Here is a 15,523-nt window from a genome sequence, read left to right as displayed (position 1 = left end):
AACCGGGCACGCGTTATGGTTTTCCGCACACATCTCCTTCGGGCCAGCGTCGTCCCTTACTGCCAGTCATTTCGTGAGGACGGTCTCAATGGCTCAGAAACCTCTCTACACCCGCTTCAGCAGCATTCCTGAAGCATCCGGTTTGTACGATCCGGCGGCCGAACGCGACGCGTGCGGCCTGGCAATGGTGGCGACCCTGCGAGGAATCGCCGGGCACGACATCATCACGCAAGCCCTCGACGCCCTACGTAACCTGGAACACCGCGGGGCCGTCGGCTCTGACGCCGGAACCGGTGACGGTGCCGGCATCATCACCCAGATACCGGATGCCTTCCTGCGTGCCGTCACGGATTTCGCGCTTCCCCCGGTGGGCCAGTACGCGGTCGGCAACGTCTTTCTGCCAACCGATCCAACCGCTCGCACCGCCATCAAGCGTGCCATCAGCCTGATCGCAGACGAGGAAAGCCTCAGCATCCTCGGCTGGCGTGAGGTTCCGGTGCACCCGGAGGACCTCGGCAACCAGGCCCGCGCGAACATGCCTGCCATCCAGCAGCTGTTCGTGCAGAGCACCCGCACCACCGAAGCCGGCACCGCGTTCTCAGACATCGCGCTCGATCGGCAGACCTTCCGGCTGCGCAAGCGCGCAGAACGCGAGCTCGAGATCTACTTCGTGTCATTGTCCTGCCGCACCCTGGTCTACAAGGGCATGGTCACGACCCTGCAGCTCGAACCGTTCTACCCGGACCTGTCCGACGAACGTTTCGTCTCAACGCTCGCCCTCGTACACTCCCGGTACTCCACCAATACGTTCCCGTCCTGGCCGCTCGCCCAGCCGTTCCGCATGATCGCCCACAACGGCGAGATCAACACGGTGCAGGGCAACCGCAACTGGATGCGCGCGCGCCAGTCCCAGCTCGAGTCCGAGCTGCTCGGCGACGTCGCGCCCCTGCTGCCGATCGTTACCCCAGGTGCCAGCGACTCGGCCTCGTTCGATGAGGTGGTCGAACTGCTCAGCCTGTCCGGGCGGTCGCTGCCGCACGCCATCATGATGATGGTGCCGGAGGCCTGGGAGAACCAGACCGACCTCGACGACGAACGTCGCGATTTCTACGAATACCACTCCATGCTCATGGAACCGTGGGACGGTCCGGCCGCGATCGTCTTCACCGACGGGTCCCTCGTCGGCGCAACGCTCGACCGGAACGGCCTGCGTCCCGGCCGCTACCTCATCACCGACGACGGCCTGGTCGTGCTCGCGAGCGAGATCGGCGTGCTCGGCATTGACCCGGCCCGGGTCGTGCGCAAGGGCCGACTGCGTCCAGGCCAGATGTTCCTGGTCGATACCAAGGCCGGCCGCATCATCGACGACCGTGAGATCAAGGCCGACCTGGCCGCGAGCCAACCGTGGGGTCAGTGGCTGCACCAGGGCCGCATCAACCTCAAGGATCTGCCGGAGCGGGAGCACATCGTGCACCCGCCGGCATCCGTCGTGCGCCGCCAGCGCACCTTCGGCTACACCGAAGAAGAAGTACGCATCCTGCTCACCCCGATGGCCCGCACCGGCGCCGAACCACTCGGTGCCATGGGCAGCGACACACCCATCGCCGTACTCAGCGACCGCCCGCGGCTCATGTTCGACTACTTCACCCAGCAGTTCGCGCAGGTCACCAACCCGCCGCTGGACTCCATTCGTGAAGAGGTCGTCACGAGTCTCAAGCTCGGTCTCGGCCCGGAACGCAACCTGCTCACTGCAGGCCCCGAGCATGCCCGCCAGGTCATTTTGGACTTCCCGGTCATCGACAACGACGAACTGGCCAAGATCCAGCACATCGACCCTGTCATCGGCAGCCGCACCACAACGACCATTCGGGGCCTATACCGCTTCGAAGAAGGCCCCGACGCGCTGTCCAAGCGACTCGCCGCCGTCTGCGTCGAGGTCGACGAAGCCATCGAGGCCGGCGCCCTGTTCATCGTGTTGAGCGACCGCGATTCCAACAAGGATCTCGCACCGATCCCGTCGCTGCTTATGATCGCTGCGGTGCATCACCACCTGATCCGTACCGAGAACCGCATGAAGGTCGGCATCGTGGTCGAGGCCGGCGACGTGCGTGAGGTGCACCACGTGGCCCTGCTCATGGGTTATGGCGCCTCCGCAGTCAACCCCTACCTCGCCATGGAAACCTGCGAAGACCTTGTACGCAGCGGCATCATCACCAACGTCACGCCCGAGAAGGCGGTACGCAACGTCATCAAGGCGCTCGGCAAGGGCGTGCTCAAGATCATGTCCAAGATGGGCATCTCCACCGTGTCGTCCTACGCCGGTGCGCAGACCTTCGAAGCGGTCGGCCTCGCCCAGTCGTTCGTCGACCAGTACTTCACCGGCACGACAAGCAAGCTCGGCGGCGTCGGCATTGACGTGATCGGTGTCGAAAATCTGTCGCGGCACGCATCCGCTTACCCCATGGATGCTGCGGTGACCGCGCACGAGCGCCTTGCAACCGGCGGCGAATACCAGTGGCGTCGCGACGGCGCCCCGCACCTCTTCAACCCGGAGACCATCTTTCGGCTGCAGCACGCCACCCGCACCAAGCGCTACGACATCTTCCGCGAGTACACGAAGATGGTCGACGACCAGGCCGAATCGCTCATGACCCTGCGCGGCATGTTCACTCTCAGCCCCGGCCAGCGCACCCCGGTGCCGCTCGACGAGGTCGAATCGGTGTCGCAGATCGTCAAACGGTTCTCGACCGGTGCAATGAGCTACGGCTCCATCTCGCAGGAGGCGCACGAAACCCTCGCGATCGCGATGAACCGACTCGGCGGCAAGTCCAACACCGGCGAGGGCGGCGAAGACCTCGACCGTCTGCTCGACCCGACCCGGCGCAGCGCGGTGAAGCAGGTCGCCTCCGGCCGCTTCGGTGTGACGAGCATGTACCTGACCCACGCTGACGATATCCAGATCAAACTCGCCCAGGGTGCCAAGCCCGGCGAGGGCGGTCAGCTGCCCCCCACCAAGGTGTACCCGTGGATCGCCCGTACTCGGCACGCCACGGCCGGTGTCGGCCTCATCTCGCCGCCGCCGCACCACGACATCTACTCGATCGAAGACCTCAAGCAGCTCATCTTCGACCTGAAACGCGCCAACCCCAAGGCCCGCATCCATACCAAACTGGTCAGCCAGTCGGGTATCGGTGCCGTTGCGGCCGGTGTCGCCAAAGCCCTCTCCGACGTGATCCTGATCAGCGGCCACGACGGCGGAACCGGCGCCAGCCCGGTCAACTCGCTCAAGCACGCCGGAACCCCGTGGGAACTCGGCCTCGCCGAAACCCAACAGACACTCATGCTCAACGGCATGCGTGACCGCGTGGTCGTGCAGGTCGACGGCCAGCTGAAAACCGGTCGTGACGTGCTGATCGGTGCCCTGCTCGGGGCCGAAGAATTCGGCTTCGCCTCCGCCCCGCTCGTTGTGTCGGGCTGCATCATGATGCGCGTCTGCCACCTCGATACCTGCCCGGTCGGCGTTGCCACCCAGAACCCGGAACTTCGCAAACGTTTCGCCGGCCAAGCCGACCACGTCGTGAACTTCTTCGAGTTCATCGCTCAGGAAGTACGCGAGTACCTCGCCGAGCTCGGTTTCCGCAGCCTCGACGAGGCCATCGGGCACCGCGAGGTGCTGAACGTGAACCGCGCGCTCACGCACTGGAAGGCGCAGGGGCTGGACCTCTCGCCCATTCTGAGCGGCCCGGACTTTTCTGAGGCAGAACCGCGCAAGTGGGCTCGGGCCCAGGAACACGAACTCGACAAGCACTTCGACAATGAACTTATTCGTCGAAGCCAGAGCGTTCTCGAACACGGCGGAACGGTCAGGATCGACCTGCCGATCCGCAACACCGAACGTGCCGTCGGCACCATGCTCGGCAACCAGGTCACCCTGCGCCACGGCGAAAACGGTTTGCCGGCCGGTTCGATCGAGGTCACCCTCACCGGTTCAGCCGGACAGTCCTTCGGGGCATTCTTGCCGAGCGGAATCACCCTGCGACTCGAGGGCGAATCCAACGACTACGTCGGCAAGGGCCTGTCGGGCGGGCAGATCATCGTGCGCCCCGACCGGGCCAGCCAGTTCCCGGCCGAAGACAACGTCATCGCCGGAAACGTCATCGGTTACGGCGCCACCCAGGGCAGCATGTTCATTCGCGGCATTGTCGGCGAACGATTCCTCGTGCGCAACTCCGGAGCGATCGCCGTCGTCGAGGGCGTGGGCGACCACGCGCTCGAATACATGACCGGCGGACTCGCCCTCATCCTCGGCGAGACCGGGCGCAACCTCGGCGCCGGGATGAGTGGCGGCACGGCCTACGTCTACGGTCTGACCGCCGAACGGGTCAACCGTGACGCGCTGACCTCGGGGGAGCTCAGGTTGCTCGCCCTCGAGAGCGTCGATCGCGAGATCGTGCGCGACCTGCTCGAACAACACCGGGACCAGACCGATTCAGCACTCGCCAAGCGCATGCTGGAGAACCTGGAAGAAACCATGAACGCATTTATCAAGGTGCTGCCGCGCGACTACGCGGCAGTACTGGAGACTAGGCAGACGGCCGTCGATGAGGGACTCGATCCCGACGGACTCGTTGTCTGGAATCGAATTCTGGAGGTAACCAATGGCTGATCCGAAGGGATTCCTGAAGACCACCGACCGCGAGCTGCCTGCTCGCCGTCCGGTGGCCATCCGTTTGATGGACTGGAAAGAGGTCTACGAGCAGGGTGACGCCGCCGTACTCAAACGTCAGGCCGGCCGCTGCATGGACTGCGGCGTGCCGTTCTGTCACCAGGGCTGCCCGCTCGGCAACCTCATTCCGGAGTGGAACGACCTGGTCTGGCGCGATGAGGGCCGGGCCGCCATCGAGCGCCTGCACGCCACGAACAATTTTCCCGAATTCACCGGTCGGCTCTGCCCGGCCCCGTGTGAATCGTCGTGCGTGCTCGGCATCAACCAGCCCGCCGTCACCATCAAGCAGGTCGAGGTGTCGATCATCGACCAGGCCTTCGCCAAGGGTTGGGTGCAGCCGCAGCCGCCAGGGCGTCTGACCGGCAAGACGGTCGCCGTAGTCGGATCCGGTCCGGCCGGACTGGCCGCCGCCCAGCAGCTGACCCGCGCCGGCCACACCGTTGCCGTGTTCGAACGCGACGACCGCATCGGCGGCCTGCTACGCTACGGCATCCCCGACTTCAAAATGGAGAAGAAGCACCTAGAACTGCGTCTGGCGCAGATGACGGCGGAGGGAACCCGGTTCCGCGCCAACGTCAACATCGGCGTGGACATCACCTGGGACGACCTGCGCGCCCGCTACGACGCCGTCGTGGTGGCGACCGGTGCCATGGTGCCCCGCGACCTGCCGATTCCGGGGCGCGACCTGCCCGGCGTGCACTTCGCCATGGAATACCTGGTGCAGCAGAACAAGATCGGCGCCGGCGGAGCCATCGAGGCGCAGATCACCGCCGAGGGCAAGCACGTCGTCGTGCTCGGTGGTGGTGACACCGGAGCCGACTGCATCGGTACTGCGCATCGTCAGCTGGCAGCATCCGTCACCAACCTGGCGATCGGCAAGCAGCCGGGCACCACTCGGCTGGAAAATCAGCCGTGGCCGATGTCCCCGACCCTGTTCGAGGTCTCCAGCGCCCACGAAGAGGGCGGCACCCGCCAGTACCTGGCCTCGACGGTCGAATTTCTGGCCAACGAATTCGGTGAGGTGCGTGCCATTCGCATCGCCGAGACTGAATACCTCGACGGACGCCGCGTTCCCAAGGCCGGCACCGAAAAAGAAATTCCGGCCGACCTCGTGCTGCTAGCGATGGGCTTCACCGGCCCAGAGCCCGACGATCTCAGTCACCAGTTGAAGCTTCCGTTCGACAATCGCGGCAACGCGGAACGCGACGGCAACTACCAGACCAGCCACGAGGGCGTATTCGTCGCCGGCGATGCCGGTCGCGGACAGTCACTCATCGTCTGGGCTATCGCTGAGGGGCGCGCTGCGGCCGCTGCGGTCGACCAGTTCCTGGAGGGCCAGACCCAACTGCCATCTCCCGTTAAGCCAACGGACCGCTCCTTCGCCCTTTAAACCCCTACTCTTCCTGCACCACGTCGTTATGCGCTCACACAGCGCGGAAATCGGAGATTCACCAGAATGAGACGCGCAAAAATCGTCGCCACCCTCGGGCCGGCGGCTGCCAGCTACGAGCAGATCAGAGCGCTCATCGACGCGGGCGTTGACGTCTGCCGCATGAACCTGAGCCACGGCAACTACCAGGTGCACGAGAGCGTCTACGCCAACGTGCGTAAGGCTGCTAACGACTCCGGGCGTGCCGTGGCCGTCATGGTCGACCTGCAGGGCCCCAAGATTCGCCTGGGCAAGTTCGAGGGCGGCCCGTATGAGCTCGCCGTCGGTGACATTTTCAAGATCACCACCGAAGACGTGCTCGGCACCAAAGAGCTCTCCGGCACCACCTTCAAGGGTTTGCCGCACGACGTGCACCCCGGCGACTTTCTGCTCATCGACGACGGCAAGGTCAAGGTGCAGGTCGTCGAAACGGATGGCGTGATCGTCACCACCCGCGTGATCGTCGCCGGCCCGGTCTCCAACAACAAGGGCATCAACCTGCCCGGCGTTGCCGTGAACGTACCGGCCCTGTCGGAGAAGGACGAAGCCGACCTGCGCTGGGGCCTCCGTCTCGGCGCCGACCTCATCGCCCTCTCCTTCGTGCGCAGCGCCGATGACATCACCCGCGTGCACGAAATCATGGCCGAAGAGGGCCGTCGGGTTCCGGTGATCGCCAAGATCGAGAAGCCGCAGGCCGTCGACAACCTCGAAGAGATCGTCGACGCCTTCGACGCGATCATGGTCGCCCGCGGCGACCTCGGTGTCGAGCTGCCGCTCGAGGCCGTGCCGATCGTGCAGAAGCAGGCCGTCGAGATCGCTCGCCGCATGGCCAAGCCGGTCATCGTCGCCACGCAGATGCTCGAATCCATGATCCTGAGCCCGGTGCCCACCCGCGCCGAGACCAGCGACGTTGCCAACGCCGTGCTCGACGGTGCGGATGCCGTCATGCTCAGCGGTGAGACCAGCGTCGGAGAATACCCCGTTGTCACGGTGCAGACCATGGCCCGCATTGTGGAATCCACCGAGGTGCACGGACTCGAGCGCATCGGCAAGCTGACCAACCGTCCGCGCACCCAGGGCGGTGCGATCACCCTCGCCGCCATCGAGGTCGCCGAGTTCGTCGATGCCAAGTTCCTCTGCATCTTCACCGAGTCCGGCGACTCGGCCCGCCGCATGTCTCGCCTGCGGTCGAAGATCCCGATGCTGGCCTTCACGCCGGAGCCGGGCATCCGTCGTCGTCTGGCCCTCACCTGGGGCGTTCAGACCTACCTGGTGGAGCCGGTGACCCACACCGACGCGATGTTCGGTCAGGTCGATGACATTCTCATCGGCCAGGGCCTCGCCGAAATCGGTGACAAGGTCGTCGTCATCTCCGGTTCCCCTCCCGGAATCGTCGGGTCGACGAACGACATTCGCGTGCACCGCGTGGGTGACGCCCACAACGAGGTCGCACCGGCGTACGTCAAGAAGTAGCGGTTAACACGAAAAGCCCCGCCCGATGTTTCGGGCGGGGCTTTTTGGGGCTGGTTAGACGACGGGAGGCCGCGCCCGGGTGTCGAGCCACTCCTGATGTTGCCGGAGCGCCGAACGCACGGCTTTTCGAATGACCAGGTAGGCGACCCAGAATCCGAGCGCCGCCAGGGCCGGATAGATCAGTAGTGTGAGGTAACCCCAGTACGCAATGTTGTTCGACATGGTGCCACCCTGACAGGCGACGGAGTGTCAACACAAACTGGCTGAACTCGAAGACGCTGGGGCATGGCTATTTTGCACACACGTGCAAGACACAGGAATTTGATCCAAAAGATGCCCGTCACCTGCGGTTTAACCGCGACATCAAAGTACCGGTGGTGGGACTCGAACCCACACGTCCTTTCGAACAAAGCATTTTGAGTGCTCCGCGTCTGCCATTCCGCCACACCGGCTTACAACTACTCGTTCAGAATACCGTAGGCTTTTGCTCGTGACCGACCAAGACAGCACCCCCACCCCTCCGCGCCGCGTTGTCGTCGCTGAGGATGAATCCCTCATCCGCCTCGACATCGTCGAGATTCTGCGCGACAACGGCTTTGAAGTCGTCGGCGAAGCCGGTGACGGAGAAACAGCGGTCGCCTTGGCACGGGAGCTCCGCCCCGACCTGGTTATCATGGATGTCAAGATGCCCCAGCTCGACGGCATCAGTGCTGCTGAACGCTTGTCCAAAGAGCACATCGCACCGGTCGTTCTGCTGACCGCGTTCAGCCAGAAGGAACTGGTCGAGCGTGCCACCGAGGCCGGCGCCCTGGCCTACGTCGTCAAGCCGTTCACCCCGAACGACCTGCTGCCGGCGATCGAGATCGCCCTCTCGCGCTACAGCCAGATCATTACCCTCGAAGCCGAGGTTGCCGACCTGGTCGAACGGTTCGAGACCCGCAAGCTCGTAGACCGGGCCAAGGGCCTGCTCAACGAGAAGATGGGCCTGACCGAGCCGGAAGCCTTCCGGTGGATCCAGAAGGCGTCGATGGACCGTCGCCTCACCATGCACGACGTGTCGCAGGCGATCATCGAGCAGCTCAGCGCCAAGAAGTAGCAGCAGTTCAGATCGAATGGCCCGGCAGATTCTGCCGGGCCATTTTTTGTGCCCGGGCATGACCCGCGGGCGTGTCGGAGGTGTCCGATACGCTCGAACAGACGAAGGGCGGGCGCATGTTCCTACTGGACGGCAGCGTGGTGACGAGTGCGAGTGACCTGAGCGCGGCATCCGTCTGCGAGTTTGCGTTTCTGCGCCGCATCGACGCGAAGCTCGGCCGCGTCGACAGCGTGTCGGACCCGGTCGACGCGATGTCGGAGCGCACCTCGCGGCTGGGCGACGAGCACGAACACCGTGTGCTCGAGCGGTACCGGCTGGCCCAGTCTGTGGTCGAAATTGCCCGTCCAGAGCGGATGGCGCGCCCTGCTCTGGAGATTGCCGCCGATCAAACGCGGCTGGCTTTCGCGACGACCGCCGAGATCATTTTTCAGGCCACGTTTTTTGACCCCGCCTTCGGCTCGCGCACCAAGAATCACCACGAGGGCATCGCTTTTCTCGGATTCGCCGACTTTATCGTGCGGCAGGAGAACGGCGTGTGGCTCCTGCAAGACACCAAACTGGCCCGGCACGCCCGAGTGACCGCGCTGCTGCAGCTGGTCGCCTACGCCGAACAGCTTGAGCGCATCGGCGTGCCAACAGCCCAGACCGTCGAACTGCTCCTTGGCGACGGTTCCGTGAGCGTGCACTGCCTTGCTGATATTCGTCCGGTGTACCGCAAACGCAAGCAGCGCCTGGTGCAGATCATTTCGGACCGTCTGGCCGACACCCAGGCCGTCGCGTGGGGAGACCCTCGCTACACCGTCTGCGGGCGCTGTACCAGCTGTGAGGGTGAGGTGCAGCAGCACCGCGATCCGCTGCTGGTGGCCGGGCTGCGATTGTCACAGCGGGCGCGGCTGGCGGCCGGCGGCATCCGCACCATCGATGATCTCGCGGAATCCACCGGAGAAATCGAGGGCGTGTCGGACTCGACGCTCACCGCCCTGCGCACGCAGGCGCGGCTACAGCTTCAGGCGGTTCCTGGCACAGCTCCGCCGGTCGACCTGTACCACCCAGGGGCGCTGGCCGCGCTGCCAGAGCCGAACCCCGGCGACATCTTCTTCGACTTCGAGGGCGACCCGCTCTATTCAGAGGTAAACGCCACTGAAGGCGGTGCCCCTGACGGCTCGCCCACGCAGTGGGGCCTGGACTACCTGTTCGGGCTGGTCGACGTCGATGAATCCTTTCGCGCCTTCTGGGCGCATACCTGGGCCGAGGAGAAGGTCGCCCTCACCGATTTTCTGGCCTATCTCGGGCTGCGTCGAGCCCAGTTTCCGGGCCTCCACGTCTACCACTACGCCGCCTACGAGCGCACCCACCTGCTCAGCCTCGCCGCCCGGCACGGCGTCGGCGAAGACCAGATCGACCAGCTGCTACGCGAGAACGTGCTCGTCGATCTGTACCCAATCGTGCGCAAAACCATGCGCGTCGGGTCGCGCTCCTACTCCATCAAGAAGCTCGAACCGCTGTACATGGGCGCCGAACTGCGCGGCGGCGAGGTCACCAATGCGGCGGACTCCATCACCGAATACGCCGCAGCCCGAGACCTGCACGCTCACGGCGACCGGGTCGAGGCGCAACGCATGCTCTCCTCCATCGCCGACTACAACCGCTACGACTGCGTCTCAACGCTGCGCCTGCGCGACTGGTTGCTTACGCTGGCGCGCGGAGCGGGCATCTGCTCGGCCGGTGGCACGACCGAAGCGGATGCCGACCCGCTCCAACAATCACCGGTGCGCGACGCTCTGCTCGCCCTCGCTGCGCCAACGACACCGCACACCCCGCGCACCACCGACCAGACCGCGGCCGCCTTTGCCGCCGCCGCCATCGACTATCACCGGCGAGAGCAGAAGAGTTTTTGGTGGGGGCACTATTTTCGGCTCGAGTACCCGATTGATGAATGGCAAGACACCAGGGACGTGCTCGTCGTCGAACGCATCGACGTCGAACGCGACTGGTTCCGCGAGGGTAAACAGCGCGTCGACCGTCGCCACCTCTGGCTGCGCGGTCGCCTCGCACCGGGGAGCAGTATCAAACCGGGGGACCAGGCGGGCCCTTACCTGCTCTACGAACACGCCGGGCCGTTCGTCAACCCCGACGGTGCAGAGGGCGCACGCGCTCACCGCACCGTAACAGTGCTGCGCGTCACCGATGACGGCGGCATTCTGGTCGAAGAGACACTTCAAAAGGACACCGCACGCTACGATAACCGGCCGAGTGCCCTGGCACCGGCCGCACCACCCCGGGCCCTGCAGCAGAAACCCGCCATCGACGAGTGGGCCCAGGTTATCGTCGACGCTCAGCCCAGCTGGCCGCGCGACTCGATGGTCGATATTCTGCGACGCACCCCGCCGCGCACCGGCAGCGGGCACTTGGCACTCGCCCGGGCGGACGGCAGCACCATCGACGCCGTCATCGCGACCCTGCTCGACCTGGATCACTCCTACCTTGCAATCCAGGGGCCACCCGGTACTGGAAAGACCTACCTCGGCGCCCACGTCATCACCGCGCTCGTGCAGCAGCACGGCTGGAAGATCGGCGTTGTCGCCCAGTCCCATGCGGTAGTGGAGAACCTACTCGAGGCCGTCGTCAAGGCCGGGCTCGAGCCGGCTCTCGTCGGCAAAGTCGCCAAGACCGGCGCCGATGCGGCGGAACCCGCCTACACCGTGCTGCAGAAAGACGGGCAACTTCTGTTCGCATTGAATCACACCGCGACGGGATTCGTCGTCGGCGGCACCGCGTGGGACTTCAGCAATCCGGCTCGCGTGCCCCGCCACAGCCTCGATCTGCTCGTCGTCGACGAGGCCGGCCAATTCTCGCTCGCCTCGACTATCGCGGCCAGTGTCGGCGCCCGCAATGTGCTGCTGCTCGGCGACCCGCAGCAATTGCCGCAGGTCAGCCAGGGCCTGCATCCCGAGCCGATCGACCAGTCTGCCCTGGGCTGGGTCGCCGCCGGCCACGACGTGCTTCCCGCCGACCGGGGCTACTTTCTCGCCGAGAGCCGCCGCATGCATCCCGCGGTCACCGAGCCCGTCTCCCGCCTGTCCTACGGCGGCCTGTTGCGCGCCGATCCGATCACCTCGACCCGATCATTGTCCGGAATTCGGCCCGGTGTGCACGCCGTGCCGGTCGAGCACACTGGCAATTCCATTTCGTCAGCCGAAGAAGCGAATGCCGTCGTCGCACTCGTGAGCGGTGTACTCGGCCGACTGTGGACAGACCCGACCACGGATCGGGTCGATTCCCCCCTGACCGAAGCCGACGTGATTGTCGTGACTCCCTACAACGCCCAGTTGGCTCTCGTTCGTGAGGCACTGGCGGCTGCGGGCTACTCCACCGTGAGGGTGGGCACTGTTGACAAGTTCCAGGGTCAGGAGGCCGCCATTGCCATTGTCACGCTCGCGGCCAGTTCGGCCGATGACGTGCAGCGTGGCCTGGGATTTCTCATTTTGAAGAACCGTCTGAACGTTGCCATCTCGCGGGCCCAATGGGCCGCTTATCTGGTCTATTCGCCGGCTCTCACCGAATACCTGCCCGTGACGCCGAACGGCGTTGCCGAGCTGAGCGCGTTCATCAGTCTGGTCGAGCCCGACGTGAGCTAACCCCGCGGCGGCAGGTCTTTGATGATGTTCGTGATGCGAATCGTCGAGCAGCGCCGGCCGGCATCGTCGGTGACCACGATCTCGTGGGTGGTCAGGGTGCGGCCTAGGTGGATCGGGGTGCACACCCCGGTGACGTACCCCGATGTCGCTGAACGGTTGTGCGAGGCGTTGATCTCAATGCCCACGGCGAGCTTTCCCGGTCCGGCGTGCAGATTGGCTGCCATCGACCCGAGGGACTCGCCGAGCACGACGTAGGCGCCGCCGTGCATGAGCATGGCCGGCTGCGTGTTGCCGGCCACCGGCATCCGCGCCACCGCCCGATCAATCGTGAACTCGGTGAACTCCAGCCCCATCTTGTCGGCCAGGTCTCCGCCACCCCGCTGTTGAACCCAGGCGAGTGCGTCGTCAGTTGTGTTGAACATGATCACCTTTGGTCGGGGGAGCCCGCGCGGGAAGACGCTTGTAGGCTAGGGGAGTGTTGGACTCCGAAAAGCCTACCCTGATGATCATCGACGGCCATTCCCTGGCATTCCGGGCGTTCTTCGCCCTGCCAGTGGATAGTTTCCAGACCCACGCCGGTCAGCATACGAACGCCATCCATGGCTTTCTCTCTATGCTGCTCAGCTTGCTGCGCAACGAGAAGCCAACCCACCTCGCGGTTGCGTTCGACATCTCCCGCGCCTCCTTTCGCACCAGGGAATACCCCGAGTACAAGGGGACCCGCAATGCGACGCCGCCGGAGTTCCTCGGGCAGATCCCGCTTTTGCAGGAAGCCCTCGCCGCGATGAACATCACCACCATCACCAAGGAGGACTTCGAGGCCGACGATATTCTCGCCACCCTCTCAGTCCAAGGCACAGCGGCCGGCTACAACGTGCTCGTCGTCTCCGGCGATCGGGATGCCATCCAGTTGGTCAACGAAACCGTCACCCTGCTCTACCCCTCCAGCCAGGGCGTGTCAGCCCTCACCCGCTACGACCCGGCCCGGGTGCGCGAACGCTACGGCATCGAACCCGAGCAGTACCCCGATGTGGCCGCTCTCGTCGGCGAAACCAGCGACAACCTGATCGGCATCAGCAAGGTCGGGGAGAAGACCGCGGTGAAGTGGCTGGGCCTCTATGGTAGCCTCGACGGCATCCTGGAACACGCTGAGGAGATCAAGGGCGTCGTCGGAAACAACCTGCGCGAGCAGAAAGAGAACGCGATTCGCAACCGCCGGCTAAACCGCTTGGTCACCGACCTGGAGCTTCCGATGGCCGTCGCGGCGCTCGAACGCGGCGCCATGGACACCGACGCGGTGCGGGACATCTTCACCCGCCTCGAATTCAAGACCCTGCTTGACCGGGTACTCAAGCTCGCCGGCGAAGACCCAGCCGTTGAAGCAGCCGTGGCCGTCATCGACGAGATACCCGCGGTGCAGGCCCCCATCGCGCAGGACCTCCTCGACGAAGAACTGCAGTCCTGGCTCGACCGGGTGATCGCGGCCCACCCGGCCGGACTAGGCCTCACTGTCGAGGTGCAGGACGGCAAGCCGATCGGTTTCGGTTTGGCCAGTCCGACGGAAACCATCAACCTGCCCTGGCAGCCGGGCCGCAAGGACTACGCCCCGCTCGAGGCGTGGCTCGCGAGCGACGCGCCGAAGATCATGAACGATGCCAAACACCAGGTGAAGGCACTGCGCCGCAGCGGTCTACCGTTCAGCGGCCTGGCCTTCGACACGCTGGTCGGTGCCTGGCTCATTCGCCCGGGTGGGCCGGACAAGACCCTGGCCGACCTCGTGTCGCGCTACCTCGACGAAACCCTGCCCATCGCCGACCCCAACCAGCTCGTGCCCGATAGTACCCAGCAGGCCGGGGCGCCAGCCCAAGCGTGGTTCACGCTGCGTGTCTTCGCCGCCGTCGAGAAGGCCCTGGACCCGGGTTCGCTGAAACTGCTGCTCGACATCGAACTGCCCACCCTGCTGGCTCTGGCCGACATGGAACTGGCCGGAGTTACCGTTTCGCACGACGAGCTCGCCGAGCTGTCCGCCGAGCTCGGCGCCAGCACGGCGAGCCTCGCCACCGCCGCCTACGCCGAAATCGGCCGGGAGGTGAACCTCGGCTCGCCCAAGCAGCTGCAGGACGTGCTGTTCACGCAGTTGGAGATGCCCAAGACACGCGCCAACAAGACCGGCTACTCAACGGATGCCGGCGCCCTCGCCGATCTGCAGGCCAGCAACCCGCATCCGTTCCTCGACCTGCTGCTGAAGCACCGCGACGCCACCAAGCTGCGTCAGATTGTGGAGACCCTCGACAAAGCCATCGACACGACCGGCCGTATCCACACCACCTACGTGCAGATCGGTACCACCACCGGCCGGATCTCGTCGAACGACCCGAACCTGCAGAATATTCCGGTGCGCACCGAGGAGGGGCGACGCATCCGCGCCGCCTTCCAGGCGGGTCAGGGCAGCGAGAGCCTGCTGACCGCCGACTACTCGCAGATCGAGATGCGCATCATGGCACACCTGTCCGAAGATGCCGGCCTGATCGAGGCCTTCAACGCTGGCGAAGACCTGCACCGCTTCGTCGGTGCGCGAATCTTCGGCGTGGACCCCGCCGACGTGTCCGGCGAAATGCGCAGCAAGGTCAAGGCGATGAGCTACGGGCTCGCCTACGGCCTCAGCGCCTTCGGCCTGTCTAAGCAGCTTCGGATCGACACTAAAGAGGCCAAGCAGCTTATGACGGACTACTTCGAGCGGTTCGGTGCGGTGCGCGACTACCTGCGCAACGTGGTCGAGCAGGCCAAGGTCGACGGATACACCGAGACCATTTTCGGGCGTCGCCGCCCGTTCCCCGACCTGGCCAGCCCGAAACGGGTACTACGCGACAACGCTGAACGAGCGGCGCTCAACGCTCCCATCCAGGGTTCGGCAGCCGACATCATGAAGATTGCCATGAACGGTATCGCCGCCGACCTGACGGATGCGTCGATGGACTCACGCATGCTGCTGCAAGTGCACGACGAATTGATCTTCGACGTCGCCCCCGGCGAATGGGATTCCCTGAGCCAGGTGGTCACCCACAACATGGAATCTGCCGCAGATCTGCTCGTTCCGCTGACGGTTCAAGTCGGCCGTGGAACCAACTGGGACGCCGCCGCCCACTAGTTCGCTGGCGCTT

The 15,523-nt window shown here is 64.9% G+C and carries 8 protein-coding genes and 1 tRNA gene; 6 read left to right on the top strand and 3 right to left on the bottom strand.

What is annotated here, in order from left to right; translation table 11 throughout:
• The first annotated feature begins 88 nt into the window (after positions 1-88).
• The 3 genes from gltB to pyk all read left to right on the top strand — a co-directional run bounded on the left by gltB (position 89) and on the right by pyk (position 7,628).
• Positions 89-4,666 (top strand): glutamate synthase large subunit, encoded by a 4,578-nt coding sequence (gltB, locus tag QMF22_RS09795; protein ID WP_283453000.1) that lies wholly within the window; start codon positions 89-91, stop codon positions 4,664-4,666.
• On the top strand, positions 4,659-6,116 hold the full coding sequence (locus tag QMF22_RS09790; protein WP_283452998.1) for a glutamate synthase subunit beta: 1,458 nt from the start codon (positions 4,659-4,661) through the stop codon (positions 6,114-6,116). Before gltB ends, QMF22_RS09790 begins: the two co-directional genes overlap by 8 nt.
• Positions 6,117-6,182: 66 nt before the next feature.
• Positions 6,183-7,628 carry a pyruvate kinase gene (pyk, locus tag QMF22_RS09785; RefSeq protein ID WP_283452996.1) on the top strand — a complete coding sequence of 482 codons (1,446 nt, stop codon included), beginning with the start codon at positions 6,183-6,185 and terminating at the stop codon, positions 7,626-7,628.
• A gap of 54 nt (positions 7,629-7,682) precedes the next feature.
• Here the strand turns inward: pyk and QMF22_RS09780 are convergent, their stop codons facing one another.
• Together QMF22_RS09780 and QMF22_RS09775 are read right to left on the bottom strand one after the other, a co-directional pair.
• Positions 7,683-7,850: a hypothetical protein gene (locus QMF22_RS09780; protein WP_283452994.1), complete on the bottom strand. Its 168-nt coding sequence runs from the start codon at positions 7,848-7,850 to the stop codon at positions 7,683-7,685.
• Between the two features lie 147 nt (positions 7,851-7,997).
• Positions 7,998-8,080, bottom strand: a tRNA-Leu gene (locus QMF22_RS09775).
• Between the two features lie 38 nt (positions 8,081-8,118).
• Here QMF22_RS09775 and QMF22_RS09770 point away from each other — a divergent pair.
• Positions 8,119-8,724, top strand: coding sequence for an ANTAR domain-containing response regulator (locus QMF22_RS09770; protein ID WP_035879545.1), 606 nt, complete (start codon positions 8,119-8,121; stop codon positions 8,722-8,724).
• A gap of 116 nt (positions 8,725-8,840) precedes the next feature.
• Positions 8,841-12,362 (top strand): TM0106 family RecB-like putative nuclease, encoded by a 3,522-nt coding sequence (locus QMF22_RS09765; RefSeq protein WP_283452991.1) that lies wholly within the window; start codon positions 8,841-8,843, stop codon positions 12,360-12,362.
• On the opposite strand, the gene QMF22_RS09760 is transcribed toward QMF22_RS09765, so the two are convergent.
• Positions 12,359-12,784 (bottom strand): hotdog fold thioesterase, encoded by a 426-nt coding sequence (locus QMF22_RS09760; RefSeq protein WP_105036718.1) that lies wholly within the window; start codon positions 12,782-12,784, stop codon positions 12,359-12,361. The genes QMF22_RS09765 and QMF22_RS09760 overlap by 4 nt on opposite strands.
• 53 nt (positions 12,785-12,837) lie before the next feature.
• On the opposite strand from QMF22_RS09760, the gene polA reads away from it, so the two are divergent.
• Positions 12,838-15,510 (top strand): DNA polymerase I, encoded by a 2,673-nt coding sequence (gene polA, locus QMF22_RS09755; protein ID WP_283452986.1) that lies wholly within the window; start codon positions 12,838-12,840, stop codon positions 15,508-15,510.
• Positions 15,511-15,523: the final 13 nt, after the last annotated feature.

Origin of the sequence: Cryobacterium sp. PH31-L1, from assembly GCF_030063145.1 — a bacterium.
Classification (GTDB): Bacteria; Actinomycetota; Actinomycetes; order Actinomycetales; family Microbacteriaceae; genus Cryobacterium.
The sequence above is the reverse complement of the archived record's forward strand: the minus strand, read 5'-3'. Positions and strand labels throughout refer to the sequence as shown.